The organism is Pseudoalteromonas sp. CR1 (assembly GCF_019392235.1).
GTDB lineage: Bacteria > Pseudomonadota > Gammaproteobacteria > Enterobacterales > Alteromonadaceae > Pseudoalteromonas.
Genome location: NZ_JAHXRM010000001.1, coordinates 168,616 through 194,075, shown reverse-complemented (window position 1 = coordinate 194,075; position 25,460 = coordinate 168,616). Strand labels below are relative to the sequence as shown.

At 40.1% G+C, this 25,460-nt stretch carries 18 protein-coding genes and 1 pseudogene; 9 read left to right on the top strand and 10 right to left on the bottom strand.

Annotation, left to right across the window (positions count from 1 at the left end):
- Positions 1 to 177 precede the first annotated feature (177 nt).
- Entirely contained in the window at positions 178 to 3,618 is a 3,441-nt protein-coding gene (locus KZZ04_RS00910; RefSeq protein WP_219421453.1) for a PAS-domain containing protein, read from the top strand.
- Positions 3,619 to 3,866: 248 nt separating this feature from the next.
- Here KZZ04_RS00910 and KZZ04_RS00905 read toward each other — a convergent pair whose 3' ends face one another.
- From KZZ04_RS00905 to KZZ04_RS00890, 4 genes are all read right to left on the bottom strand, one after another.
- The gene (locus tag KZZ04_RS00905) at positions 3,867 to 6,509 is read right to left on the bottom strand and encodes a DUF2339 domain-containing protein (RefSeq protein ID WP_219421451.1); all 2,643 of its coding nucleotides are present in this window, start codon (positions 6,507 to 6,509) and stop codon (positions 3,867 to 3,869) included.
- A gap of 117 nt (positions 6,510 to 6,626) precedes the next feature.
- Positions 6,627 to 7,988 (bottom strand): hypothetical protein, encoded by a 1,362-nt coding sequence (locus tag KZZ04_RS00900; protein WP_219421449.1) that lies wholly within the window; start codon positions 7,986 to 7,988, stop codon positions 6,627 to 6,629.
- A gap of 147 nt (positions 7,989 to 8,135) precedes the next feature.
- The gene (locus KZZ04_RS00895) at positions 8,136 to 9,044 is read right to left on the bottom strand and encodes a GGDEF domain-containing protein (RefSeq protein WP_058403111.1); all 909 of its coding nucleotides are present in this window, start codon (positions 9,042 to 9,044) and stop codon (positions 8,136 to 8,138) included.
- 70 nt (positions 9,045 to 9,114) lie between these two features.
- Complete coding sequence (locus KZZ04_RS00890) at positions 9,115 to 9,699, bottom strand: YqaA family protein (protein ID WP_058403112.1); 585 nt, start codon at positions 9,697 to 9,699, stop codon at positions 9,115 to 9,117.
- A 195-nt stretch (positions 9,700 to 9,894) separates the two neighbouring features.
- Here KZZ04_RS00890 and KZZ04_RS00885 point away from each other — a divergent pair, with 195 nt between their 5' ends.
- Positions 9,895 to 11,130, top strand: a complete 1,236-nt coding sequence (locus KZZ04_RS00885) for a TMEM143 family protein (protein WP_219421447.1) — start codon at positions 9,895 to 9,897, stop codon at positions 11,128 to 11,130.
- Positions 11,131 to 11,135: 5 nt separating this feature from the next.
- Here KZZ04_RS00885 and KZZ04_RS00880 read toward each other — a convergent pair whose 3' ends face one another.
- A complete protein-coding gene (locus KZZ04_RS00880; RefSeq protein ID WP_219421445.1) occupies positions 11,136 to 11,963 on the bottom strand; it encodes an AraC family transcriptional regulator in 828 nt (275 codons plus the stop codon).
- A 112-nt stretch (positions 11,964 to 12,075) separates the two neighbouring features.
- Between KZZ04_RS00880 and KZZ04_RS00875 the strand changes: the two genes are divergently transcribed.
- Positions 12,076 to 15,174: a beta-galactosidase gene (locus tag KZZ04_RS00875; protein ID WP_219421443.1), complete on the top strand. Its 3,099-nt coding sequence runs from the start codon at positions 12,076 to 12,078 to the stop codon at positions 15,172 to 15,174.
- Positions 15,175 to 15,237: 63 nt separating this feature from the next.
- On the opposite strand, the gene KZZ04_RS00870 is transcribed toward KZZ04_RS00875, so the two are convergent.
- Together KZZ04_RS00870 and KZZ04_RS00865 are read right to left on the bottom strand one after the other, a co-directional pair.
- Positions 15,238 to 15,684 carry a DoxX family protein gene (locus KZZ04_RS00870; protein ID WP_219421441.1) on the bottom strand — a complete coding sequence of 149 codons (447 nt, stop codon included), beginning with the start codon at positions 15,682 to 15,684 and terminating at the stop codon, positions 15,238 to 15,240.
- Positions 15,685 to 15,878: 194 nt separating this feature from the next.
- A complete protein-coding gene (locus KZZ04_RS00865) occupies positions 15,879 to 17,024 on the bottom strand; it encodes an iron-containing alcohol dehydrogenase (protein WP_219421439.1) in 1,146 nt (381 codons plus the stop codon).
- Between the two features lie 450 nt (positions 17,025 to 17,474).
- On the opposite strand from KZZ04_RS00865, the gene KZZ04_RS00860 reads away from it, so the two are divergent.
- A complete protein-coding gene (locus tag KZZ04_RS00860; protein WP_219421437.1) occupies positions 17,475 to 18,359 on the top strand; it encodes an AraC family transcriptional regulator in 885 nt (294 codons plus the stop codon).
- Between the two features lie 48 nt (positions 18,360 to 18,407).
- On the opposite strand, the gene KZZ04_RS00855 is transcribed toward KZZ04_RS00860, so the two are convergent.
- On the bottom strand, positions 18,408 to 18,827 hold the full coding sequence (locus KZZ04_RS00855; RefSeq protein WP_058403118.1) for a VOC family protein: 420 nt from the start codon (positions 18,825 to 18,827) through the stop codon (positions 18,408 to 18,410).
- Between the two features lie 194 nt (positions 18,828 to 19,021).
- Between KZZ04_RS00855 and KZZ04_RS00850 the strand changes: the two genes are divergently transcribed.
- From KZZ04_RS00850 to KZZ04_RS00840, 3 genes and pseudogenes are all read left to right on the top strand, one after another.
- Entirely contained in the window at positions 19,022 to 19,390 is a 369-nt protein-coding gene (locus KZZ04_RS00850) for a hypothetical protein (protein WP_219421435.1), read from the top strand.
- Positions 19,387 to 19,760 (top strand): annotated as a pseudogene (locus KZZ04_RS00845) (hypothetical protein). Before KZZ04_RS00850 ends, KZZ04_RS00845 begins: the two are co-directional and overlap by 4 nt.
- 133 nt (positions 19,761 to 19,893) lie before the next feature.
- Positions 19,894 to 22,083: a fasciclin domain-containing protein gene (locus tag KZZ04_RS00840; RefSeq protein ID WP_219421433.1), complete on the top strand. Its 2,190-nt coding sequence runs from the start codon at positions 19,894 to 19,896 to the stop codon at positions 22,081 to 22,083.
- Between the two features lie 42 nt (positions 22,084 to 22,125).
- Here the strand turns inward: KZZ04_RS00840 and KZZ04_RS00835 are convergent, their stop codons facing one another.
- Entirely contained in the window at positions 22,126 to 22,971 is an 846-nt protein-coding gene (locus tag KZZ04_RS00835; RefSeq protein ID WP_219421431.1) for a sterol desaturase family protein, read from the bottom strand.
- Complete coding sequence (locus KZZ04_RS00830; RefSeq protein WP_219421429.1) at positions 22,968 to 23,414, bottom strand: SRPBCC family protein; 447 nt, start codon at positions 23,412 to 23,414, stop codon at positions 22,968 to 22,970. The genes KZZ04_RS00835 and KZZ04_RS00830 overlap by 4 nt, the downstream gene beginning before the upstream one ends.
- Positions 23,415 to 23,508: 94 nt before the next feature.
- Between KZZ04_RS00830 and KZZ04_RS00825 the strand changes: the two genes are divergently transcribed.
- Together KZZ04_RS00825 and KZZ04_RS00820 are read left to right on the top strand one after the other, a co-directional pair.
- Positions 23,509 to 24,510, top strand: a complete 1,002-nt coding sequence (locus KZZ04_RS00825) for an AraC family transcriptional regulator (RefSeq protein WP_219421427.1) — start codon at positions 23,509 to 23,511, stop codon at positions 24,508 to 24,510.
- 165 nt (positions 24,511 to 24,675) lie between these two features.
- Positions 24,676 to 25,446, top strand: a complete 771-nt coding sequence (locus tag KZZ04_RS00820) for an ABC transporter substrate-binding protein (RefSeq protein WP_219421425.1) — start codon at positions 24,676 to 24,678, stop codon at positions 25,444 to 25,446.
- Positions 25,447 to 25,460: the final 14 nt, after the last annotated feature.

The window sequence follows — 25,460 nt, the reverse complement described above, 5'->3', positions numbered from 1 at the left end:
TGCGACATTAGTCTAATACGCGGCCGACTTTATTTTTTATTGTTATTATTCAGTAAGATAAATTTAAGTTTTATTAAACAATATAAAATCAGCCCTCACACTTAAGCTCAGTTCTGGTATTGTGTAATGGCCTCTTGGGTTGAGGGGCATTTAAAAATAATAAGGGTTAATAACAACATGACTGCCGTTCTGATAATTGTTGCGTTAGGGTATATAGGGGTACTGTTTTGGCTCGCTAACTGGGGTGATAAAACTACGCCTTTGGCAAAGCGTATTAGTCATCACCCTTTTGTGTATTCGTTTGCAATTGGTATTTACTGTACCTCTTGGACCTATTACGGCTCAGTAGGTACCGCGGCCACCAGCAGTTGGAGCTACTTACCTATTTTACTAGGACCGGCCTTATTGTTTTTTTTCGGGCAAGGATTTTTGCGTAAACTCGTTTTGGTTAGTAAAAAACAAAACATTACCACCATTGCTGACTTCATTTCAGCGCGGTATGGCAAACGCCAAACCACCGCTATTATGGTTACTCTTATTGCCCTGCTGGCAACGATCCCCTACATTGCGTTACAACTTAAAGCGCTAAGCACTAGCTTTTTGCTATTGCAAAACAGCAATAAAATATCAGGCGATATGCTGGCACTTTCTGCCACACTCATCATGGCATTATTTGCAATATTTTTTGGCACCCGCAAAGTAGACGTAACCGAATATCGCTCTGGGTTAATGCTCGCTGTTGCATTCGAATCTTTAATCAAACTTTTTGCATTAATGGCTGTGGCAGGGCTAGCAATTTATACGTTGTTTAATCTACCCGAGGCTACATCGGCCCAGTTGACTGAATCTACTTGGTCGCACTGGAGCAACTTTAACTTTTTTAGTTTTAACTTTATTGGCCAATCGCTCATGGCAGCGGCGGCTATTATTTGTTTACCACGCCAATTTCATGTAACCGTGGTCGACAACCAAAATAAGCGCCATTTAAACACCGCTCGCTGGGCGTTTCCGCTTTATTTATTGCTAACCGCAGCAATGATTTTACCTATAGCCACTGCCGCTATTCACCCAAGCATTGGTATTGGCTATTCCCCAGATAGCTTTGTACTGGCACTGCCATTAATTAACGACAACGCCTTTTTAACGACCTTTGTATTTATTGGTGGCTTATCGGCTGCAACGGCCATGATTGTGGTTGCAACACTGACCCTAAGTACCATGATCTCTAACGATGTTGTACTGCCATTAATACTGCGCCGAAAGTTTAAGCGAAATTTAATTACCACCAGCTATAAAGCACAAATTTTATTAGTTAGGCGCTTTACCATTGCCGGTATTTTAATTTTGGCTTACTTTTATCAGCAATGGTTTGGCCATAGCAGCGCACTGGCCAGTATGGGCTTAGTTGCCTTTTCGTTGGTTACTCAATTATTGCCCTCAATAGTGGGGGGGTTATACTGGCGAAAAGGCCATGCCTATGGCGTGTATGCAGGCCTTTTAGCCGGTATAACTTGCTGGGTGCTGTTTTTAATGCTCCCCATTTTAGACGCCGGTAATACGTTAAATAGTGAACTACAGCAAACATTAATAACCCGAGGAACACTAATAGCATTATTTGCAAATATTGGCTGCTACATTAGCTTTTCATTGGGAGCTGAAGAGCGTCTTATTGACAAAATTCAGGCCGCAGCATTTGTAAACCCAAAAGATCAGGCCATTTTATCGCGCCGCTTAAACAAAAATGTTAAAGCCACGGTTTACGACTTTAAAATATTACTGCAAACCTTTTTGGGCATACAACGCAGCCAACAGATTTTGGCACATTATGCACTTGCACATCATTTAAACGACAACAACGCCCACCCAGAGCCCGAATTTATTGCCTATTGCGAGCGCGCGTTAACCGGTGTTTTAGGTGCGTCATCTGCACAAGCCCTTATTCATACGGTATCGTCGGGAAAACGTATGGCATTTGAAGAGGTTGTTAACTTTTTTGATGAAACCACACAAGCGCTGCAATTTAACCAAAACCTATTATTTACCTCTTTAGAAAACTTAAGCCATGGAATTTCGGTTGTTGATAAAAACTTAAAGCTCGTGGCATGGAATAAGCGCTACAGTGCCATGTTTAACTACCCTGAGGGTTTTTTAGAAGTTGGCCAACCTATAGAAGATATTATTAGGTATAACGCTAAACGCGGTGAATGTGGGCCTGGCGAAATAGAACGCCAAATAGAAAAACGTGTGCAGCATTTAAAAAACGGCAGCTCTCATCACTTTATTCGTCATCGCCGTAATGGCCAAGTGTTTGAGATGATAGGTAATCCGCTACCTGATGGCGGGTTTGTAACGAGCTTTTCCGATATCACAACTCACATAAGCACGCAAAATGCGCTTGAAGAAATCAATATGGATCTAGAAAACCGTATTGAGGCCCGAACCCAAGAAGTACAAACAATAAATAAAGACTTACAAGCGCAAATAGATAGCCGAGTACAAACGGAGGAAGCACTCACTTTAGCAAAAAAAGAGGCCGAACAAGCAAACGACAGTAAAACACGTTTTTTAGCACTCGCTAGCCACGATATTTTACAACCGCTTAATGCTGCACGTTTATACCTTGCTGCCATTGACGAAAAACAGCTTGATGCCACTAATGCTAATAACTTTAACAAGCTTGGCGACAGCCTCGATTCAACTGTACATTTAATGTCAGCCTTGCTTGAAATAGCCAAACTAGAACAAGGCGCAATGACCCCCACACCGCGCCACTTTTACATTGAAGACATTTTAGCGCCGCTAAAAAGTGAGTACGCTATTTTATCAAGCGATAAAGGCCTTAAGCTCACCGTGCGATCTAAGGCGCAAGTTGTACATAGCGACATTACCTACCTTCGCCGAATTATCCAAAACTTAGTGTCTAATGCTGTTAAATATACAGATTCGGGCCGTGTATTAGTTGCATGTAGAAACCGAAAACACAGCTTACGGATTGAAGTTTGGGATACAGGGCCTGGTATTAGCGACGTTGAACAAGCCAAAATATTTAATGATTTTTACCGTGTCGAGTCGGGCGATAACAAAGGTGTTGGGCTAGGCCTTGGGGTAGTAAAGCGTATGGCCGACCTGCTTAGCTTGCCGCTAAGCGTGCATTCTGTACCAAATAAAGGAAGCCGCTTTAGTATTGACGTACCTTACGGCGACGCCCAGTTTGTACAGCAAAAAAGTGCAGCGAGTAACCTAATAGAAAACCGCACAGCAATAAATATTATTGCCGTTGACGACGATCCAGAAAACCTAGCAGCCATGGCAAGTTTACTTAAAAAGTGGCAAGCCAATTATACCCTGTTCGATAATGTAGAAAGTGTAATGTCGCATGCTAAAGCACATAGCGCACCCGATGTTATTTTAATGGACTACCAGTTAGGCAATGAGTGCGATGGCATCACTTTAATTAAAACGCTTAGAGAAATATGGCAAGGCGATATTCCGGCTATTTTAATTACCGCAGTGCGCGACACCGAGCTAAAACAAGAAACCAAAGCGGCTAATATTCATTACTTAAGTAAACCTATTAAACCAGGAAAGTTAAAAGCACTACTTAATCACAGTACTTAATTTTATTAGCTATACCAATCCGCATAATTAAGTGATCTATTTTGAGGGCGGATAAACGTGTTGATAGCAAGGCAAAAAATTCGCTATTTAGTTGTTCTAAATGAGAATTTTTTAACGCAGATAGCGACACGTTTAGCCCCTGAAAATGATTAAGTATTATTGCGGATTGGTATTACTCAGATTTTGCTAAGCCGAGTAAGTAAAAAGCCCAGTATAATTACTGGGCTTTGCTTTATAAAATATCAATATTATATAACTTTTGAGCGGCTTCTAAGCTTTTGAAATAACCAACTCAACCCCACTAAAGAGAGCCCTAAACCAATAAACGACAACGCTTTTAACAGCCCAGTTAAATTAGCCATATCAATTAAAAACACTTTTACAATTACCGCTGCAAGTAACCCTAAGCCTATTTTTTGAATGAGTAACTGGTTTTTAAGGTGCCCTAATATAACCGTACCGGCGCCTAGTATTAGCCAAATAATAGAGTAGCTATACAGCTCTTCATTAGTGGCCCCTTTTGATAGATAAATATAAGGCCCTTGCCAGTATTGGCGAATAAAACTATTAATAGCAATTAAGCCAAGTAAACCTGCCACACCCAGTACAAACGGCGCTACCTTAGCGTTTATAGGTTTTATAAGTGAATATAACCAAACCGTTAAGCCAGCAGGTACTAACCAAAGCAAAAACAGCCAATTTAGTACAGGGAGTTCACCAATATAAATAGAGGTTAATAACGGGTTATCGTCGAGTAGTGTTTTAACTGAAATAAAACCCGCCCCGCCTGCTAATACACACCCTGCAATTTGATACAGTTTTGCTAAGCTCCCCGCAACACGTGCGCGATGCAAATAAACACAGCCCAGCGCAAGCCAATTACACGTAAGTAATGCTTGCTCATAAAAACTAAGCGAGTCAAATTGTGGGTAATGCCCTACTAGCTGGTAACTGGTTTCGGTAGTAATAAATAACGCAAAACAATGAAGAGCGGCCCCTTCTAACCACACTTGTGATTGTGATGTTTTATAGCATTTAGCGGCGGCAAAAAATAATGCAGTACACAGCGGATATACAATAACGCTCCAGTGCAAGCCAAATAATGTAAGCGCTTCGTAACTTGGTGTCCATGGCGCGAGCGTTAAACGAAGTAATAACGCAGCCACTAACGCCTTAATTGGCCAATGTGGCATAGGCACATTAAAACGTTTTATAAGCACACTAATTAACAATACTTGAATTGCTAATGCTATGGTTAAACCGCTGTCGCTTAATAGCATGGTGATAGCTAAGGTAATATTAGCATTTGCCCCTACCCAATAAGTAAAGCGCTGAAATAGCGTTGTATTATGCTGCGCACACTTAATTAAAATAGCCGCTACAACAAATAATACAAAAGCCCAAAAAGGGTAAGCAGTACTTAATGCGCTATTTGGAATGAGTACATACAAGGTACTTATCATTACAAAAACGCTAAACGCCGCACTAATATGAAAGGCTAATCGTTTTATCTGTTTTTTACCAAAATAAAGCCCGTAGGCCATAAAACCAAAACCAAGCAATAACCCTAGGCCGTATTCGCTTTTAAATATAAATAATCCATCATCAAAAAAAGCAGATAAAGAACTTATTTGCTCTGCACTTATAACCATTAGCGTAGCAATAACAAGAGATAGCCCTTGCCATAAATCCCAGCGACTATTTTTGAGTACTAAAAATAACAACAATCCAATGCTTAAAACACCAATGGTTTGCCATTCTAAATTGTAGTAGCTTATACACATGGTAAAAATTAACGGGACTATAAAAGCCAATAATAAGAGGTGATCGGGTAATACTTTTACAAGGCGTTTTAAAGAGTGCGGACGATGTTCAATGTTTCTTAATTTAAAGCCCAAACGCGGTATGACAATCAGCCCTATAATACTGAGTAACGCAAAAGTACCAAACAGCCATGGTGTGTCGCTTTTTATCTGCATAATAATAAAACCGACTAAATACCAACCAATGTGCCCTGCCCATAATAAGTACCAAAGCCAAGCTCGCTGCACTTTTTGAGCAACCAACGAGGCAGACAAACTAACAAAGCCCACATACATAAATAACGCAAATACATTATTACTGCCGGTATTAACCCAAATAGGCACACTGTAAGCACCAATAATTCCGAGCACTGCCAGCAATGGGCCAAGTGTTAATGCCATCACACTCGCACTTATGGCAATAATAGCTAACAAGATAAACGCGGTTGTTGGGCTAAGCATTTGATAGCTACTGTAAGCTAAAAGCGTTAACGCAAAGCAGGTAATAAAACCACCACTGGCAAGTGCTGCAGGTATGTAATTGTTAAAGCCTTCAAAAACAATACGTTTATAATGTAAGTAACCTGCAACACTAATTAAGCCAAGACCAAATAAGCCTCCTAAACTAAGCCTCATTACGGGTGATAAAAGCCCTGCCTCTAAACTATACTTAGCTAAAAATATGCCACCAAAGGCAAGTGCTATTGCACCTATCCACGTCATCCAGTTTTGCTCAAAGCCTGTGCGTAATGTTTCAAACAATGTGGAAATAAATGAAGGCGTGGCTGGTTTAGCTTTTTTAGGCGCTACAGGCTTTTGTTTTGCCGCGCCAATGGGAGCGCTTTGCACGGCTAAAGTTGGCTCGGTATTTATAGTAGTGGCATGAGGTTTAAAGTCAGGGGCTTTTACTTCACTCTGTACATTATTAAATGACGCTGCTTTAGAGGCTTGTAATTTAGTTACTTTAGCCCTCAATACTGCAACTTCTTGCTTTAATCCGTTTACTTGTATTAATGCAATTAATCCACACAAAGCACCGGTTGCAATAATCAGCATGACTATCACTATTAACCCAATAAAATCATCCATGGCACACTCTTATTATTTATTATGCCATGAGTGTACCTAATTATTACTAAGCCGTTAAATTTTGTTCAATAAAAAGCCTAAATACACTCTGTATTTAGGCTTTTAACTCTCATTTTATTATTCAACACTGTCTGTAATTGTGCGCTCTAAAGACATTTTATAACCCGATGCCGTGGTGTCATCATGCTCTAAAATGAGTATGTAATTTCCCTCTTGGGTAAAGTCCATATCGCTTTGTTGAATGAGTACAATTTGCTGACCGTTATCCTCAAAAACAGCATACACCGTATAAATTTCGTTATCGACTACTTGCTCTTCTTGATCGTAGCGGTCTAAGCCATCAACTACATTACTGGTGTCCTCAACAGTTTCACCGTTAAGGGTAAAGTACACATCAATATCAGTTACCGACTGTCCTGCGTAACTTTCAATAAGGTTAATAACCGACACCGTATGACTATAACTGCTTGGTGTTAAATGCTCTTCAACACTCATCATCCGCAAGCCATTATCTGCATCGTTGTAAAAAATACCCACCGCGCTTTGCTCACGTTCAAGGGTCATTAAAAAGTTATCGGCCAGCTTGATACCTTGCTCATCAAACATCGCCACGCTATAACTGTTTGGTAATAGCTCAACGTAGTCGGTATAGTTGTCACTTGAAACTGAATTAGTTGGGGTTGCTGTAGTGCCACGCGTTACACTAAAACTAACTGGTGAGTAGTCATCAATAGTATTAATAAAACGCAGTTGACCTAATGCAGATTGATGCTTAAGTTCAGTAACGTAGTTATTGTCGGTTACTACATCAAGCGTGATACCACTTAACTCGGTGGCATAACTTGGGCGAATAATGGCTACGTAGCTTGCCTCATCATACAAATAAACTGACGATGACTCGTAAACCACATCGCTACTGCCCGCAGGGGTAATAAAAATAGTGTAATAACCTTCATCTACACTTTGTAAATCTAATTCATTTAAGTACTGCGCAGATGCAAACAATGTTGCGCTTTCAAATACGCCATCGTCTGTTGCCAGATAAATATCGTAGCTGGTGTCCTCACCCGTGATGTTAAAAAAGCCAAGGTTAAACTCGCCGGCGTCACTACTAATAGGCACGCTTAATTCAGTAAAAGTGGGTTCTGCAAAATCGCCACTCATAACAACCAATTGCGTTTTATCATCTTTAATTGAAATTTCTTGATCGCTAATAGTGATGTAGCTATCGTTAGCGTCTAAATATTCAAAGCTAACATCAAATGTGCCAGTACTGTAATTATGGCGCGTGGTTACGTCGGCAAAGTCGGCACCTGAACGTTCTGTTTCTTCAACAAATAAGCGCGTATAAGGGCTGTTGTACGAGCCATTATACATTTGAATATAGCCTGTAGAGCTTGCGCTATCATCAGAGCCACAGCCAGATAAAACACCAAGTAAGCTAAGAGGTAAAACCACTTTTAAAAGAGAGTTGGTCATCAAGGGGATTCCTTATTATTAATATCCCCTCTACGACCTTTGCATTTTAATTTAATTTCATGCTTTACAAAGTATTACCTAAGCTGACATTTACTTACGAAAACGTAAAAAAGTGTAGCAAATGTGCAAACAATAAGGACCCGCTATTTACGGCTTCGCTGCGATTTCAAATTGATTCCGGCCATTGTTTTTAGCTTTGTATAAAGCTTGGTCTGCGCGCTTCATTACGCTATCAAATGATTCATTTTTGAAGCGTTTAGCTACCCCAACACTTGCACTAGTATAAAGCTTATCGGTAACCTCAATAGTGCGAGCACTCGCCAATACCGTCTCAGCAAACGCCTGCATTTGCTCCAGAGTGCAATTTGGTAAGTAGCCTGCAAACTCCTCACCTCCAATACGCGCAAAAATATTGCCATCTTCAAACAGAGCGTCTACTTTGCTAGCAAAAGCTTTAAGCACCTTGTCGCCCTTGCTATGACCATAGGTATCGTTAATAGATTTAAAGTGATCAATATCGATGATGATTACCGCGTAAGATTCATCGGTTTCGTTTTCAACGTATTCGTAAAAACATCGCCGATTGTAAACTTGGGTGAGATCATCAATTATAAACTCTTGGGCTAGCCTATTGTGCATTTTTTGCATAAACAACATGGTTTTAAATAAGCCATAAGCCGTAATAACGACCCCTACAGAAATGCATAAATTTTTTATATACAAGGTAACCCACGCAGGCTGAACAACAAGTTCATCAAGCACATCGACCGTCATTCCCACTATCCATAACATTAAACCAATGGTGACATACTGGTAGGCTTTTTTAGCTAATTTGGAACACTGCACAACCCAAAAAACAGTCATTATGACAATAAGATTGATGAGTTCACTGGCAAAGGCAGGGATGCTTTTTTTTGCACCTAACAGAGGAAAATAAGTGAAGTTATAAATGGTGAATACCACTATAAATACTAGCAGCGCAAACATAAGCAATTTATTTAACCGCGTTATACGAGTAAAGCGGGTCAACTTAAGGCTGACAGTTTCAACATTCATCATATAAATAGATTACACTTGAGTTTATAAATCATCTTTAAGAACTATAACACACCTTACAAATTTAGCCTCAAAGTAAGGTGCTGATCCCCCATCCCAGTAAAACTAAAATAGTTAAACTAATCATGGCTTTAACTTTATGCTTACTAATTATACGTTCAGCTTGGTTTCCTGCATAAAACACAACAATAGCAAGTCCAAAGTAACGAATTGAACGAGCAATTGCGCTGGCCAGTAAAAACAGGCCAAGTGAATACTTGGTAGCGCCCGCCGCAAGCATCGCTATTTGAAATGGAATAGGTACTATTCCTAAAGTAATAACAAACCAAAAACCTTGGTTGTCCATTTTTTGTTTAACATTTTCGAACTGTTCAGGGCTTGAAAAAGCACTAATCACCCAATCCCCAACTGCATCAAATAAATAGTAGCCAAGGGCATAACCAAATAATGCCCCAACAACACAGCCCAGCGTTGCCATTAATGCAATCAACCATAGTTTTTCTCGTTGTGCCTGCATAAGTGGCACCATAATCGCTTCTAAAGGAATAGGGACAATTGTGGATTCTAAAAACGACGCAACCGTAATGCCACTGAGCATATGTTTAGACTCTATAAAATTACGTGTTTTTTGTTTTAATTTTTTTTGTAAAGCCACAATTAACTCCTGCCCTATGCTTAATTATCCTGTATTTACATATTAATAATGACACAGTTAAGTTAATACACCCTGAAACTATTAAAACTTGATACAAACAATACCCACTTAACAGGTTAACAAAATAGCAATATTTATAAGAATATTTTACTATGTGCTAATAACGTTAAGCCCTATTTAAGTAGTTAAAAATTTATGCAAAATGCGCGTTTTATTCCCTTTCGCAAGCAAGACATTATTGAAATGTGTAGCAATGAGCTTGAAAACAACACACAACAAATCTCGTTTAAACAATTTTGTGACCTACTTGCTAGCTTTATTCATTTCGATTACCACGCCATACTTGAGTCGCTAAAAAATAACTACGCGCCCTTTGATCCTAATAGCGATACACGCTCTTTAGCGCCGGTATCAAATGCTCAAAAAGCGCAGTGCCAACGTGACTTTGCAAAAGATTTTGCTAAAGTTTTAAACGCGGCTAATTTTGAAGTGATCACCAATCAAGACTTACAAGATGCACTCAACGAAGAATCCCTTTTTAAAGTGCGCCTTGAGGTGGAATTTGACGACTTTGAAGAAGTGGTTTTTTATCGCCGCGGCGAGTCGCAGCTCACTGAAACCATAACCAGCTTTTGGGGGCTTCGTAAAAAGCCACTGCACTTTACTAATTACGACCGCGTTGCGGTGTTTATTCGTTTTAAAGATAAAGCCCACTTTGACGCTAAAAATAAAACGCCTTTAGGGTTTGAGCCAAGCTCGACCATCGTTAAGCTGTTTCAAAATGTACCTAAAGCCGACCTTGAAATGCTATTTCCTAATAGCGAAGTACGTATGCGCCCTATTGATAAGGTGATTATTGGCTCATCGGCTTTAATTGGCGGTGCCGTGGTTTTAATTACAAAGCTAGGCGCATCAATTTTATTATTATTTGCTTTGTTTGCTTTTTGGGGTGGCTTTAGAAGTGAAGCCGTAGAAATGACCCAACAACACTTTATTACCTTTACTATTGGCATGGGGGTATTTGGCAGCTTTATTTTTAAAGAGTGGAGTAAATTTAAAAACCGTAAAATTAAATTTATGAAAGCCCTTAGTGATAACCTTTACTTTAAAAATCTTGATAACAACGCCGGTGTTTTTCATACCCTTATAGACGCCGCCGAAGAAGAAGACATAAAAGAAGCTCTACTTGCCTATACGTTTTTATTAAAATCTAAAAGTGGCCTAAACGCTCAAATGCTTGATGAGCAAATAGAGGCGTGGTTTAAAACAAAGTATAAATGCGAACTCGACTTTGAAATTAGCGATGCGCTTGAAAAGCTCACCCGGATGCGTTTAGTAACCTGCACTAACGATGTGTATAGCGCTATAAGCCTAGACCATGCAAAAACTATTTTGGATGAGCGCTGGGATAACCTGTTTCAATATAATTAAAATGTTTAAACCAACTTTTTTCTAAACTCAGTGGGTGACACGCCCACTGATTTTTTAAACCGTTTTGAAAAATTAAATATATTAGGGTACCCCACGTAAGCGGCAATATGGGCGACTGGCCAGCGGGTATTTAAAAGCAAGTTTTTAGCCCGTTTAATACGTAAATAAATAAGCTGCTGCATAGGGCTTTTGCCAAATTGTGCCTGACATAACCGGTGTAAATGCGGTGCTGAGTAATGTACTTGTTCGCACATAGCCTCTATTGTCCAATCAAATTGCAGGCGCTCTTCTACCTCTAAAAACAAGCTGGTTAATCTGTTTTGCCCGCCTATTTGCGGCTCGCTTTGAAGCGTAGTATTTAAGTAGTGGCTTAAAATAGGCATAACGCCTTCGCGCAAAGTCGCATTTCCTTCGCTGTATAAAAGCTCCATTGCTAAATGTAATGGCCCTAGCTGCTGATTAGTTAATACCTTCGCGTGCGCTAAATTTAAATGCTGCCAACGCTTGGTATTTGCAAGATTTAGCCAAATCACATCCCACTTTTCGCTTGCTATTTCAACCTCAAAACTTTGCCGTGCTGGCAATATAGCTAAGCTATTTTCGATTAATGGGTATTGGTTATTAATAGTTTTAAGCGTGCCCTGACCACCCAAAGTATAAAACAAAGTGTGTTCAAGCGGGTTAGTACGCGCAACACAATAATCACCCAGTAAATTTGAGCAACCTGCCAGCTCTATTTCAAGGCTTGGCATTTGCGAAAGCGTGTTTAAATCAATAAACCGCTCTGTACACTCTGGGCCAATATCGAGTACATCTTTAATGGTGTTGCGCATAATTTAAAATGATAGTTTTGGATAAATAAAAGAGAGCTTTAAGCATAACCTCAACGTATTATTTTAGCTATATTTAAGCCACTATAATTGCCACACATGCAATAGGACACTAATGAACTTACTACAGCACATAATTAACCGCCGCGATTGGGAAAACCCAATTTCGGTGCAAGTTAATCAAGTAAAAGCGCACAGCCCACTTAATGGTTTTAAAAGCGTTGACCATGCCCGTACAAACACGCAATCACAAAAACAAAGTTTAAACGGCCAATGGAATTTTAAATTATTTGATAAGCCCGAAGCGGTTGATGAGTCATTACTAAGTGAAACACTCGCCAACGACTGGCAAAGTATTCCTGTGCCTTCTAACTGGCAATTACACGGCTTTGATAAACCTATTTATTGCAATGTTAAATACCCCTTTGCCGTAAACCCGCCTTTTGTTCCTAGCGATAACCCAACGGGTTGCTACCGCACTGAGTTTACTATTACGGCGGATCAATTAGCTCAGCGAAACCATATTATTTTTGAAGGCGTAAACTCGGCGTTTCATCTTTGGTGTAACAGTCAATGGGTGGGCTACTCGCAAGATAGCCGCTTACCAAGCGAATTTGATTTAAGCGAACTGTTAGTGGCTGGCACCAACCACATTGCGGTTATGGTTATTCGCTGGAGCGATGGCAGTTACTTAGAAGATCAAGACATGTGGTGGCTAAGTGGTATATTCCGCGATGTTAACTTACTTACCAAACCGCAACACCAAATACGCGATGTATTTATAACCCCAGATTTAGACGCATGCTACCGCGATGCGACTTTGCATATAAAAACCGCAATAGATGCGCCAAATAACTACCAAGTAGCAGTACAGGTTTTTGATGGTGAACAAGCATTGTGTGAGCCACAAATACAAAGCACTAACAATAAACGCGTTGATGAAAAAGGCGGTTGGAGCGATGTCGTATTTCAAACAATTGATATACAAAGCCCTAAAAAGTGGACCGCCGAAACCCCGACCTTATATCGCTGTGTTGTAAGCCTGTTAGATGAGCAAGGCAGAACCGTAGACGCCGAAGCCTATAACATTGGCTTTAGAAAAGTAGAAATGCTTAACGGGCAGCTTTGCTTAAACGGCAAACCGCTACTAATTCGCGGTGTTAACCGCCACGAACATCACCCTGAAAACGGCCACACAGTGAGCACCGCCGACATGATTGAAGATATTAAGCTAATGAAGCAAAATAACTTTAATGCTGTACGTACTGCTCACTACCCTAACCACCCGCGTTTTTACGAGCTGTGCGACGAGCTAGGTTTATACGTAGTGGACGAGGCCAATATAGAAACCCACGGTATGTTTCCTATGGGTAGGCTTGCAAGCGATCCGCAGTGGGCTGGTGCATTTATGTCGCGCTATACACAAATGGTTGAGCGCGATAAAAACCACGCCTCTATTATTATTTGGTCACTGGGGAACGAATGCGGGCACGGTGCCAACCACGATGCTATGTACGGTTGGTCAAAAAGCTTTGACCCATCGCGTCCAGTGCAATACGAAGGTGGCGGCGCAAATACCACCGCAACCGATATTATTTGCCCTATGTATGCCCGTGTAGATACCCACCTTGCCGATGACGCAGTACCTAAATACTCTATTAAAAAGTGGCTAAGCCTACCAGGCGAAACCCGTCCTCTCATTTTATGTGAGTACGCACACGCAATGGGTAACAGCCTAGGTAGCTTTGACGATTACTGGCAAGCATTTAGAGAGTACCCGCGCCTGCAAGGTGGCTTTATTTGGGATTGGGTAGACCAAGGTTTATCTAAAACTGATGAAAACGGTAAGCATTATTGGGCTTACGGTGGCGATTTTGGTGATGAACTAAACGACCGCCAGTTTTGTATAAACGGCTTATTATTTCCAGATCGTACGCCTCACCCTAGCCTGTTTGAAGCTAAATACAGCCAACAACATTTACAATTTACGCTGCGCGAGCAAACTCAAAACCACTATACCGTTGATGTATTTAGTGATTATGTATTTAGGGCAACCGATAACGAAAAACTGGTTTGGCAGTTAATAGAAAATGGCCAATGTATAGAGCAAGGCGAGCAAATCATTAATATTGCCCCGCAAAGTACGCAAACGCTAACTGTTAATACAGAAACGGTGTTTAAAGCCGGTGCGCAATATCACCTTAATTTAGATGTAGCACTGCTTAACGACTGCAGCTTTGCAAGTGCCGAGCATGTATTAAACACCGAGCAATTTAAACTTATAAATAGCCAAAGTTTAAGCGCTGATACATTTAAGCCCAATTTAGTAGCTGCTTCAGCACACGGCACACTAAATATTAGTGAGACCGATACACAGCTAAGTATTGAAGGCGATACCTTTAAACTCGTGTTTAATAGCCAATCAGGCCTTATTGAGCAATGGCTACACAATCAAACCCACGTTATTAAAAGTCCACTAGTTGATAATTTTTACCGCGCCCCGCTTGATAACGACATAGGCGTAAGCGAAGTAGACAATCTAGACCCTAACGCATGGGAAGCGCGCTGGCTAAGAGCGGGTATTGGCAAGTGGCAGCGCACATGTCGCTTGTTTGAAGTCGTGCAATCAAACAAAGATATACGTATTACCTGTGTGTTTAGTTATGAATTTAATGGCGTAGTACAAGCAAAAACAACATGGCTTTATACACTTAATAATACAGGTGAAATTAACTTAAATGTTGATGTACAACTTAACGACACTTTGCCACCCATGCCACGCATAGGGTTAAGTACAACGCTTAATAAACAAAGCGATACACAAGTAAATTGGCTTGGTTTAGGGCCATTTGAAAACTACCCAGATCGCAAAGCGGCTGCGCGTTTAGGTTATTACAGCGCGCAACATAATGAGCTACATACACCGTATATATTCCCAACCGATAACGGCGTGCGTAGTGATTGCCAATTACTTAGCATTAATAATTTGACCGTAACCGGTGCGTTTTTATTTGCCGCCAGTGAATACTCTCAAAGCATGTTAACGCAAGCAAAGCACACCAATGAGCTAGTAGCTGATGATTGCTTACATGTCCATATTGATCATCAACATATGGGGGTTGGCGGCGATGATTCGTGGAGCCCAAGTACCCATAAAGAATATTTACTTGAGCAAACACAGCACAACTACTCTTTAACTTTTTCGGTTAAGTAAAATAATGCTTAATCCATACAAAAATAGCGGCTAAATTAGCCGCTATTTTTTTAACTATAAACGTTATTTATCAGCTAGTTTTTTAGCAATAATACTATCAACAGAAAAGCTACCTGCACCTTGAATAGCAAGCGCTGCAGTTGCAACTAATAACGTAAGTGCGTACTCGTAACCGTTGTTAGCCATAAATAAACCATTGTTAATGTGTACACTAAATATTGCAATCAACATTGTAAACGCAGTAACTACGGCTGCTGGGCGTGTTAATAAACCAAGTGCTAATGCAATGCCGCCAAAAAATTCAGCGCTGCCTGCCATTAAAGCTAACCAGTAACCTGGCTCTAAGCCAATACTTGCCATCCACTGCCCTGTGCCTTCAAGGCCGTAACCGCCAAACCAAGCAAATAATTTTTGCGCGCCGTGCGCTGCTAAAATTAAACCGACTGGTACACGTAAAATAAGTGCTGCTGCGCCTGCTTTAGAGTTTAATATTTTTTGTAGTAGTGTCATGAGTTTTTATCCTGTGTAAATTTATAAGGTGTTAGTTTTGCTAACCGATGAACACAGTTTACTATCATCATTTTAAAACATTAATACCAATATTATTGGTTAATTATAAACACAGTGTTTTTAATTTATTTTATGCATAAAAAAGCCGCTAACGTAAACGCTAGCGCCTTTTAGTTTTGTATTACTTTAAGCGCTTAAGCAATTGCTTGCTCTAAAATTTCGCGGCTTTGTGTAAGTGTAATTGCTTGGTTTTCACCAAGGGCTACCATGCCGTGAGCTTCAAGCTTAGCAAGTACGTTTTCTACTGCAGCTGCTTTGTCATCGGCATGTTCAATAAGCACAGTGGCTACATCTAAGCTGTGGTAAAACGCTTCAATTGCTTGAATTGTTTGCTCTGCTAAATCATCCGATTGTGCAAGACCAAATACGTTTTTACCCATTTGCTCTAGCTTCGCTTTTTTAACTGCAAATTGGTTACGTAGTAAAGAAGGCTGAACAATAGCCAGTGAACGTGCATGATCAACACCGTAAGCAGCTGTAAGCTCATGGCCAATCATGTGTGTTGCCCAATCTTGCGATACACCAGAACCAATTAAACCATTAAGTGCTTGGTTTGCTGCCCACATAAGGTTTGCACGCCATGCATCGTCTTGGTTTTCAAAGTTATCGCCCAGCGTTTTAAGCGTTCTTAAAAGTGCCTCTGCGTAACCTTCTTGAACCAATGCTGTTTCAGGGAATGTTAGGTACTGCTCACACGTATGAACCCATGCATCTACTAAACCATTCACAAGTTGGCGCTGCGGTAATGTTTTCATTACATCAGGGTCCATAATCGCGAACTTTGGTAGCACTTTTGGTGATGCAAACGGTAGTTTTTGCTTCGTTGCTTCTTTGCTCACAACTGAATTTTGGTTAGACTCAGAACCCGTTGCAGGTAATGTTAATATTGCACCGATTGGTAATGCGCTAGTAATAGTATGCTTACCAGTAGGGATATCCCAACCTTCGCCATCATAAACTGCCGACGCTGCAATGTATTTAACGCCGTCAATTACAGAGCCACCGCCTACACCTAATACAAAGTCGATATTTTGTTCTTTACAAATTTTTACTGCTTGGTCTAACACTTCAATTGTTGGATTGGCACCAACACCTGAGAACTCTACCCAATCAAAACCTTCAAGTGCCGCTGCAACTTGGTCGTACACGCCGTTCTTTTTAATAGAACCGCCGCCGTACACTACTAATACTTTTTGATCTTTTGCGATCAAATCGGTTACTGATGCAATTTGCTGTTGGCCGAACTGAATAAGTGTTGGGTTTACGTAGCTAAATTTCATTATTTTGCTCCTAGGTAACGGTTAAATACTAGGGCGTGTTGATCTTTGCGGATTGAAATTTGTTCAATCTAGGGGCGATTAAATCGCGGCGCGAGGTTTGTAACTTAGTGGACTAAGTAAAAACCGAGTAACAAAGAGTTTATCGCCCCTAGGCAGAACCCGAAGGGCAGCGCATGTTTGGCATTTATGCTGCGTTATCGCCTATTTATGGGGAGTAACCACACTTCATAGGCTCTGCCTTGCCTAAAAACCAAACATACTGCTGTAAATTCAACCATAAAAGATCAACACGCCTTAAATAGAATGCTTAGTTACTCACTAAGCTAAATTTCAATAGGTGCATATTAGTGGCAAAACAAACATTAAAAAAGCCTAATAAATGCCTAAAGTTTGCCTAATACTGCCAACATTGTTATTTTACGCAAAATTTGTACGATAAAAGGTTTTTTAATGCCCACTATAGCCAGCATGTTGCAGCAATACGCCGAGCACAATGATTTGCTCAATTTTGAGGGCGTTAAGAAAACGATTATTCCCGGGGTTTACTTTCATCGTGCGAGTAAAAGTTCACCTCGTCAGCCACTCATTTACAACTCTGGTATTATTTTAGTTGGCCAAGGGCATAAAATAATTCATTTCCCTGATCATCAAATAAAATATGGTGCTGGCGACTACCTGGTTTTAGGTGTACCCGTACCACTTGAATGCGAAGCCTTTACTGATAATGGCCTACCTGTAATGGGCGTAGTTGTTGATATTAACCCAGCAACATTACATAAGTTAGTAAACCAAATGGGTGAACATACGCCGTTTACTTCAAGGCAAATGAGCGGTGTGCAATCAGCAAAAATAGATGGTGATATGGAGCAAGTAACTTATCGTTTATTAAGCGCACTAAATAGCCCGCTAGAAGCCGATATTTTTGGTGAAGATATAATTAAAGAATTGGTATACCGAGTACTATGTGGTCCTCAGGGCCATACTTTAATTGGCCTTGCCATGCACGATGGGCACTACGCCCGAATAGCACGAACACTGTCTACAATGCATAAAAGCTATGCAGATCAAATTACGGTTGAAGGTTTAGCTGAAGAGGTAAACATGAGTGTGTCGTCGTTTCATCGCGCCTTTAAACAAGTGACCTTTGAATCGCCACTCCAATACTTAAAAAAAGTACGCTTAGCCAAAGCAAAAGAACTCATTACAAGTAACGGTAGTAAAGCGAATGAGGCTGCATTAAAAGTAGGCTATACCAGCCCCTCGCAATTTAGCCGCGAGTTTAAGCGCCACTTTAATAAAACGCCAAGCGAGGTCGTACCTCAATTACAGAGCTAAACCTCAACAAAGCCACTATAAAAGTGGCTTTGAATACATAAAAACTAGTTAGACTTTTTTGAATAAAACCTCAGGATTAACCATGGTTTTCATTTCGAGTACATTGCCATTAGTATCTTCGATAAAAAAGGTTTCTTGTTCAAACTCATCTCCTACAAATCGGCGATAAGGCTTATCAAGGTATTCTAAACCTGCATCTTCAATGCGTTTTTTTAAATTGTTAAACTCATCTTCAGATAAATGAATACCAAAATGCGGCACAGCTACTGCGCCCATATCTACATCATGGCGAACAGTCGGTAAACGCTCAACGCTTTGATGCAATGTAAGTTCATTTCCCCAAAAGTCAATATCTACCCAGCGCCCCTCTTCACTATTACCGGTTTTACAGCCAAGTACGTCACAATAAAATGTTTTAGCCACTTCTAAATCGCCAGCCGGAATTGCCAAATGCAAACAATTAGACATAAATTACCCTAGGTTATTTCTTATTATTCAATAAATTTCCTACATTATACATAAATTACAATTTACATTACACAAACTGCATTACTTTGAGCATATTTAAGCCTTCATATATTTTATATGATCTTTTTAACTATTTGCCTGCAATATTAAGCGATGCTGTTAAACACTCCCCGGTTACTTTAGACTGACTAGCTATGCTTAAATTTTTCTTTATAAAATTCAGTGCTTTTTTTTCAGGCTGTTTGCTGTGCTTTGTGATGCACACTGAATTTAATTTACCTGCTGTTATTGCTGCGTCTGTGGTTGGCCTTTTTGGCTCTTTTATTCCTTTTCCAAAGTCTCTTAATATTCATCCAAACGCTGCTATTTACGCAGGAAGTTTTGCGGGTATGTGCTCGTCGAGTTTAATTAGCAGCTACTGGGAACTGGGTTTTATTTCACTCTTAGGTGCTTGTTTGTATGTACTTACTTTAAATTTATTTTCTGGCTTTGGAGGGAAGTTAGGGAGTATTGCATTTGTAAGCGTTGCTGTATTTGCGCTAGCAAAAGGAGTATTTGTATGACAATAGAATACCCGGCAATTGCATTTTTTGGCGCTTTATTAACATTTTTACTCGCCAAACATAGGCTTTTTAGCGCTATTAGTGCCTCTTCGAGTTTATCTATAATTGCTTACTGCATTTTTTATGGTTTTAATTTACACCCCGAGCTTTACAGTGCCATTTTTTTGGTGGTACGTTTATTGGTATGAGCGCACCTAAGCGTTTTGGTCTGTATACAATAACTTGCGCTGCAGTGATTTTTGCGATTCTATTTGAATATTTAGTCCCTAAAATAAGTAACTATGGTGGAGCTCTAGGTATTAGTGCATTTTTATCTGTATGTGCTTGTCATATCTTTATTTTATTTGGGGCACCACGTAGTAAAAAGTAATAAATAATACGAATACCTTTCAATTTCAAAATTCAGAAGTTTAAAAAACACTCAAATAAATCTGATCTCTTGTAAAAAAAACTCCGTAACGTTACGAGATTGTTAATTACATCTCACACAGAAGGATCAGGTCATGAACAAATTACTGAAGGTATGCCTCATTGCACTTCCCTTGTTATTAGCACAAGGCTGTAATGACGATGATGACGATAACACACCCGTACAAGTTGAACCCGAAGCATCTTCAACCATTGTTGATGTAGCAAGAGATGCGGGTAACTTTACTACCTTAGTTGCAGCGCTTGAGGCAACAGGTTTAGACGATACACTTGCCGATACGAGTCAAGAATTTACTGTTTTTGCACCAACAGATGATGCCTTTGCACTTCTCGGCGAAGACACAATAAATGGCCTACTAGCCGACACAGATACACTAAGCTCAATATTAACCTATCACGTTGTATCAGGAAGTGTAAACGCAGAAGCAGCTCTAGGCCTTGCAGGAACAACCGTCGACACGGTAAATGGCGGAAAAGTTGCATTATCATTAAGCGGCGAGAGTTTGTTAATTAATACAAGCACAGTAACCATGACTGATATTGCAACAGACAATGGCATTATCCATGTGATAGACGCAGTACTTATGCCTATTGCCACTGCTGAATCAGCTCCTACCGCTAATATTGTAGAAACAGCAAGTCAAGCAGGCGACTTCACTACCTTACTTGCCGCATTAGACGCTGCGGGTTTAACATCGGCATTGAGCGATGAGTCAGCGCAGTTCACCGTTTTTGCACCTACAGATGCAGCTTTTGATGCTGTTGGTAGCAAAATGATTAACACGCTTTTAGCAAACCCAGAGGTATTAGCCGACATCTTAAAGCAGCACGTTTTAACGAGCACGGTTGATTCGGTAACGGCTATGTCATTAAATGGTCAATCTGCAGAAACGCTGCTAGGCAACTCGCTTCCAATTACAATTAATACTGAAACAGACATGCTTATGTTTGGCGGTGCCAATATTGTGGTTAAAGATATTGCTACAACCAACGGAGTGATTCATGTAATAGATTCGGTCATTGTAGCTGATGTAACACTGCCTGAAAGCTTTGGTACAATTGCCGACGTTGCCAGCGAAAATGGTAACTTTACAACATTAATTGCTGCGCTCGGTGCAACTGGCTTGGACACGTTAGTCGCAGATCCTACTAATACTTTTACGGTATTTGCTCCTACCGATGACGCTTTTGCAGCGCTTGGGCAAGACACCATTGATGCGCTACTTGCAGACACTGATACCCTTCGCGATATTTTACTTTACCACTTAGTTGCCGACGCAAGTGTTTTGTCTGACGCAGCTGTCGCCATTGCAAATAGCGAAAACAATAAAGTTGAAATGGCAAATGGCGATATGGCTGCCCTTTCATATGTAGATAGCGCATTATTCATCAACGACTCCGCAGTGACCACAGCAAATGTAACAGCTGATAATGGTGTAATTCATGTACTCAACAAGGTAATTATGCCACCCACTGAAGTAGGTACACCTACTAAAACAATTGCCACCGTTGCGACAGAAACAGACGCTCTTTCAACATTAGTTACTGCCCTACAAGCTGCTGACTTGGTTGATACGTTTAACGATACAACAAAATCGTTCACCGTATTTGCTCCAACCAACGCCGCATTCAGCAAAATCCCAACCGACACCATAAACGCGCTACTAGCCGATAAAGACGCATTAACCGGCGTATTAACACAGCACGTATTAGGCGCTCAAGTAGGCAGCACGGATGCATTTGCAGCTAATGGTAAAATGGTCACCACCCTTGCTGAAAATATGCTAAGTGTAAATATTGTCGACTTTACTAACACCACTAACGCTGAAACAGACAGTGTTGCATACGATGCAGACAATGCGCGTTTAGTAACAGGCATGGCTGATACAACACCGGGTAAAACAGTTTACGTTTTTGACAACGACTTAGGCGAGTCGATGAGCGTATGTGAAGATACCTGTGCAGCAACGTGGCCACCTGTGTTAGGCACCGCTGATTCCATCGAAAACATACCAGGTTTATCACTTATTGCTCGCGCAGATAGCACTATGCAGGTAGCGTACCTCGGTCGTCCACTGTATACCTACTCTGGCGACACGGCCCCTGGTGATGAAAACGGCCAAGGTGTTGGCAACATTTGGTGGCAGGTGAGTTTATCTGCAACGTCATTACAAGTTGCAGGAAGCAATGTAACAACCACCGACATATACACAAGTAATGGCGTGGTACATTTAATTGATACGGTTATTACTACTGCACAATAGTTTCTTTCCTTAGACAACAAAGTTAAGAGTGGATAAGCACTCTTAACTTTTATATTTCACGCTATTATCATTCTTCTTTTGCGAGCTAGTTGGGTAACCAAACAAAACTTTTAACTTAGCTTCAAATCCTTTAGTTATGTAAGTTAGCTTAATTAAGTGCCGCCATTGATGAAATGTAATAGTAATTGGATTATTGCTATTTAGCTGCCCCACAATGCCATACTTACACGGCTGGTTTTTATCTTCTTCTACAAAGGTACCAAATAACTTATCCCAAATTATAAGTACGCCAGCAAAATTTTTATCTAAGTAGCCCCGATTAATAGCATGATGAACCCGATGATGTGACGGTGTATTAAATATAAATTCAAACCACCCAAGCTTATTTACTACCTGTGTATGCACAAAAAACTGATAAGCCAAATTTAACGCAACAACGCTAAGCACAGTTATAGGATTAAAGCCTATTAAAATCATAGGCAACCAAAATACCCACATACCGGCTAAGGGGTACATTAAACTTTGCCTAAATGCCGTTGTAAAATTCATTTTTGTAGAGCTATGATGAACGACATGTGCAGCCCACAACCAATGAATGTGATGCGACGCCCTATGAAACCAATAATATAAAAAGTCTTGCAAAATAAAGGCGAAAAAAACACTAAGTACCGACAGCTCAATATCAAACACGCGATATTCATATAACCAATTAAATAATGGCATCAGTAATATTAAAGATAGCGCATCGGCAGCTTGATGCAATAACGCCAAGGCCGTATTCGCCATGCTGTCTTTTATATCGTAAAAACGCCTGTATTTAATAAATTCAACACTAACAAACACTAAAAAAACAGGACTAAGCGCGAGTAAAATCATCTCAATGGTCATACATTATGCTCCTTAAAATACCGCGCTAGTTTATTAAGCGCTTGCGAAATGTCATGTCTAACAAATGACTTAATCAGGCTACTTGGCATCCACCATGGTGGCTTAAAAGTAATGCAATACCTGAGCACTGTAGCTGTATTACCTTCATGCTCAATGGGAGTTAAATATATGTCTCCTTGATGATTGGCCACCGGCTTATCACCCATTATGCGATAGCAAATATACTTATTGCTGGCACTTATAATTTGTTCACTAAAAATAGCAAGCGGGGTTTTAACTTGCCTTATGGCACCTGCACCACCTTTCATTTCACCTTTATTATGTGATTTTAATTGTGAAAATTGGGCATTAAAAAAACGTCCTAAATAGGCATGTTCAAGTAATACAGCAGCCACTTTCTCTGGTGGAGCAAGTAAAGTACATTTTAAATTTATAGAAACCATAAGCTACTATCACTAAAAATAAGACCTATAGCATAATAAAATTTAACGTGGCAAACTTGCTCTTACACGACCATTTTTTAGCTTTAGGCGACAAATGCAAACCCTTGCCGATCATTACTTTTCGAGTATTCTTGACTACCTACAAAGCCGAGGATTAAATAGCGCAGATGCTTTAAAAGCAATTAACTTTAACGAATACAGTAATCGTGCAACACAACAGCTGTCACCACGCATAACGCTTAAAAGCTATAATTCATTGCTTGATTATGGCCAAAAAACACTTAAAGACCCTTTATTTGGGTTTCGGCTGGGCCAACATATTCGCACCGCTGACTATGGCGTTTTGGGATATTTAGTAGAATCGAGTAATGGGTTAGCTAACGCGATACAAGCGCTTTTAAATTACGACCGCCTGGTGGCAGATATAGGTCAAGCACAATTTGAACAACACAAAAACCAAGCCACTATACGCTGGTTTCCCCATGCCCACTGCAATGAACAAGTAGTGTTAAGAAACATGACGGCTTGGGTGAGTGTGGTGCGCCAATTACTCAAGACCGAATTATCACCGACTCAAGTAAGCTTTCAATATCACTACACTCAACAGCAAATAAATACGCTAACAACATGGTTTAATTGCCCAATTTTAACTCATGCTAAACACAACGAAATTTGTTTTCCAAGCAGTTACTTAGGCCTAAACTTTAAAACCGATAACGCTGCTATACATTTAGCACTTAAGCAGGTGTCTGATCAGCAATTAAGTCTTTTTACTAGCCAGCAAAATATGTCTGAAAATGTTAGTCAAATTTTAATGGCAAAGCTCGATTTACAACATTGTACGTTAGCACGCACTGCAAATGCCTTAAGCATGACCCCAAGGACCTTGCAGCGACATTTAAAATCACAAGAAACAACATTTTTACTTCTTCTTGAAACCGAGCGAAAACGACGTATAAATGAGTTATGCAATAAACCCAATTTAGCGCAGTTGGCTTTAGCACTCGGATTTAAAGACCAAAGCTCTTTTAATCGTGCTTTTAAGCGCTGGTACTCATGCAGTCCACTCGAATACTTTAAAACTAAACACAGGTAACCACATTAAAAAGGCTCTACCTTGCTTAAGTACCAAGCTTACTGATGTAAATTTAACCTCGAAAGATAAATAGGCCAAACTTATTTACTTTTATTAAACATTTAAGTTTATATTTCAGTCAACATTCTTTAAACTCAAAGCATATTAGTTATAAAAGATTGTTTTATGCACCCTCGTGTTGTAATTATCGCCTTTATGTTAATGTTTTGTACCGCGGTAAATGCAACGAGTACACTTAACTTTATTGCAGAAGACCTACACCCATATCATTTTAAAAATGAAAACGGCCAAGCCGATGGCGCGCTTGTGGATTTAGCCAAAGCAGTTTTAAAAAACACAACGTTAAGTGCTTCATTTGAAATAATGCCCATGGCCCGCGCATTTCACGAGCTTGAAAGCAACCCAAACACTATTTTACTTTCTTTGTTAAAAACCCCTTCACGCACAAATAACTTTAAATGGTTAGGCGACGTATATTTTACCGACGCCTACGTAGTTAGCTTAAAAAGTAGTAAAGCAGAGGCAACACACTTAAACCACACTAAGTTTTATAAAATAGGTACAATTCGCGGTTACTCCAGTGCTAAATATTTACAGCAAATGGGCTTTACAGAAGACAAAAATTTAGTGCTAGTGAGCTACTATCAACAACTGTGGCAAATGCTGTATAAAAAGCGTATTGATTTTGTATTAATGAATACACTCACCCTTAATAACGAACTAAAAATGTCGGGGTTAGATCCAAGCCTTATCACTAAGCGGATCCACCTAGAAGATTTCCCTTCTACGCTTTATTTTGCGGCGAATAAAATGCTCGACGCGCAAACAGCCAATACACTATCAGACGCTCTTGAAGCAATTAAACAAAGTGGCGAATACAATGCTATTTTAAATAAATGGCAACTGCCACTGCCTAATACTGCAAATAAGTTGTAATAAATACTCGCTAC

Excerpts from the sequence above, each read along its gene's own strand:
- KZZ04_RS00885 (WP_219421447.1), top strand. The coding sequence starts at position 9,895 with ATGCAAAATGCGCGTTTTATTCCCTTTCGCAAGCAAGACATTATTGAA.
- KZZ04_RS00880 (WP_219421445.1), bottom strand. The coding sequence starts at position 11,963 with ATGCGCAACACCATTAAAGATGTACTCGATATTGGCCCAGAGTGTACA.
- KZZ04_RS00840 (WP_219421433.1), top strand. The coding sequence starts at position 19,894 with ATGAACAAATTACTGAAGGTATGCCTCATTGCACTTCCCTTGTTATTA.
- KZZ04_RS00830 (WP_219421429.1), bottom strand. The coding sequence starts at position 23,414 with ATGGTTTCTATAAATTTAAAATGTACTTTACTTGCTCCACCAGAGAAA.
- KZZ04_RS00900 (WP_219421449.1), bottom strand. The coding sequence starts at position 7,988 with ATGACCAACTCTCTTTTAAAAGTGGTTTTACCTCTTAGCTTACTTGGT.
- KZZ04_RS00875 (WP_219421443.1), top strand. The coding sequence starts at position 12,076 with ATGAACTTACTACAGCACATAATTAACCGCCGCGATTGGGAAAACCCA.
- KZZ04_RS00905 (WP_219421451.1), bottom strand. The coding sequence starts at position 6,509 with ATGGATGATTTTATTGGGTTAATAGTGATAGTCATGCTGATTATTGCA.
- KZZ04_RS00855 (WP_058403118.1), bottom strand. The coding sequence starts at position 18,827 with ATGTCTAATTGTTTGCATTTGGCAATTCCGGCTGGCGATTTAGAAGTG.
- KZZ04_RS00825 (WP_219421427.1), top strand. The coding sequence starts at position 23,509 with ATGCAAACCCTTGCCGATCATTACTTTTCGAGTATTCTTGACTACCTA.
- KZZ04_RS00910 (WP_219421453.1), top strand. The coding sequence starts at position 178 with ATGACTGCCGTTCTGATAATTGTTGCGTTAGGGTATATAGGGGTACTG.
- KZZ04_RS00865 (WP_219421439.1), bottom strand. The coding sequence starts at position 17,024 with ATGAAATTTAGCTACGTAAACCCAACACTTATTCAGTTCGGCCAACAG.
- KZZ04_RS00870 (WP_219421441.1), bottom strand. The coding sequence starts at position 15,684 with ATGACACTACTACAAAAAATATTAAACTCTAAAGCAGGCGCAGCAGCA.
- KZZ04_RS00860 (WP_219421437.1), top strand. The coding sequence starts at position 17,475 with ATGCCCACTATAGCCAGCATGTTGCAGCAATACGCCGAGCACAATGAT.
- KZZ04_RS00895 (WP_058403111.1), bottom strand. The coding sequence starts at position 9,044 with ATGAATGTTGAAACTGTCAGCCTTAAGTTGACCCGCTTTACTCGTATA.
- KZZ04_RS00850 (WP_219421435.1), top strand. The coding sequence starts at position 19,022 with ATGCTTAAATTTTTCTTTATAAAATTCAGTGCTTTTTTTTCAGGCTGT.
- KZZ04_RS00820 (WP_219421425.1), top strand. The coding sequence starts at position 24,676 with ATGCACCCTCGTGTTGTAATTATCGCCTTTATGTTAATGTTTTGTACC.
- KZZ04_RS00835 (WP_219421431.1), bottom strand. The coding sequence starts at position 22,971 with ATGACCATTGAGATGATTTTACTCGCGCTTAGTCCTGTTTTTTTAGTG.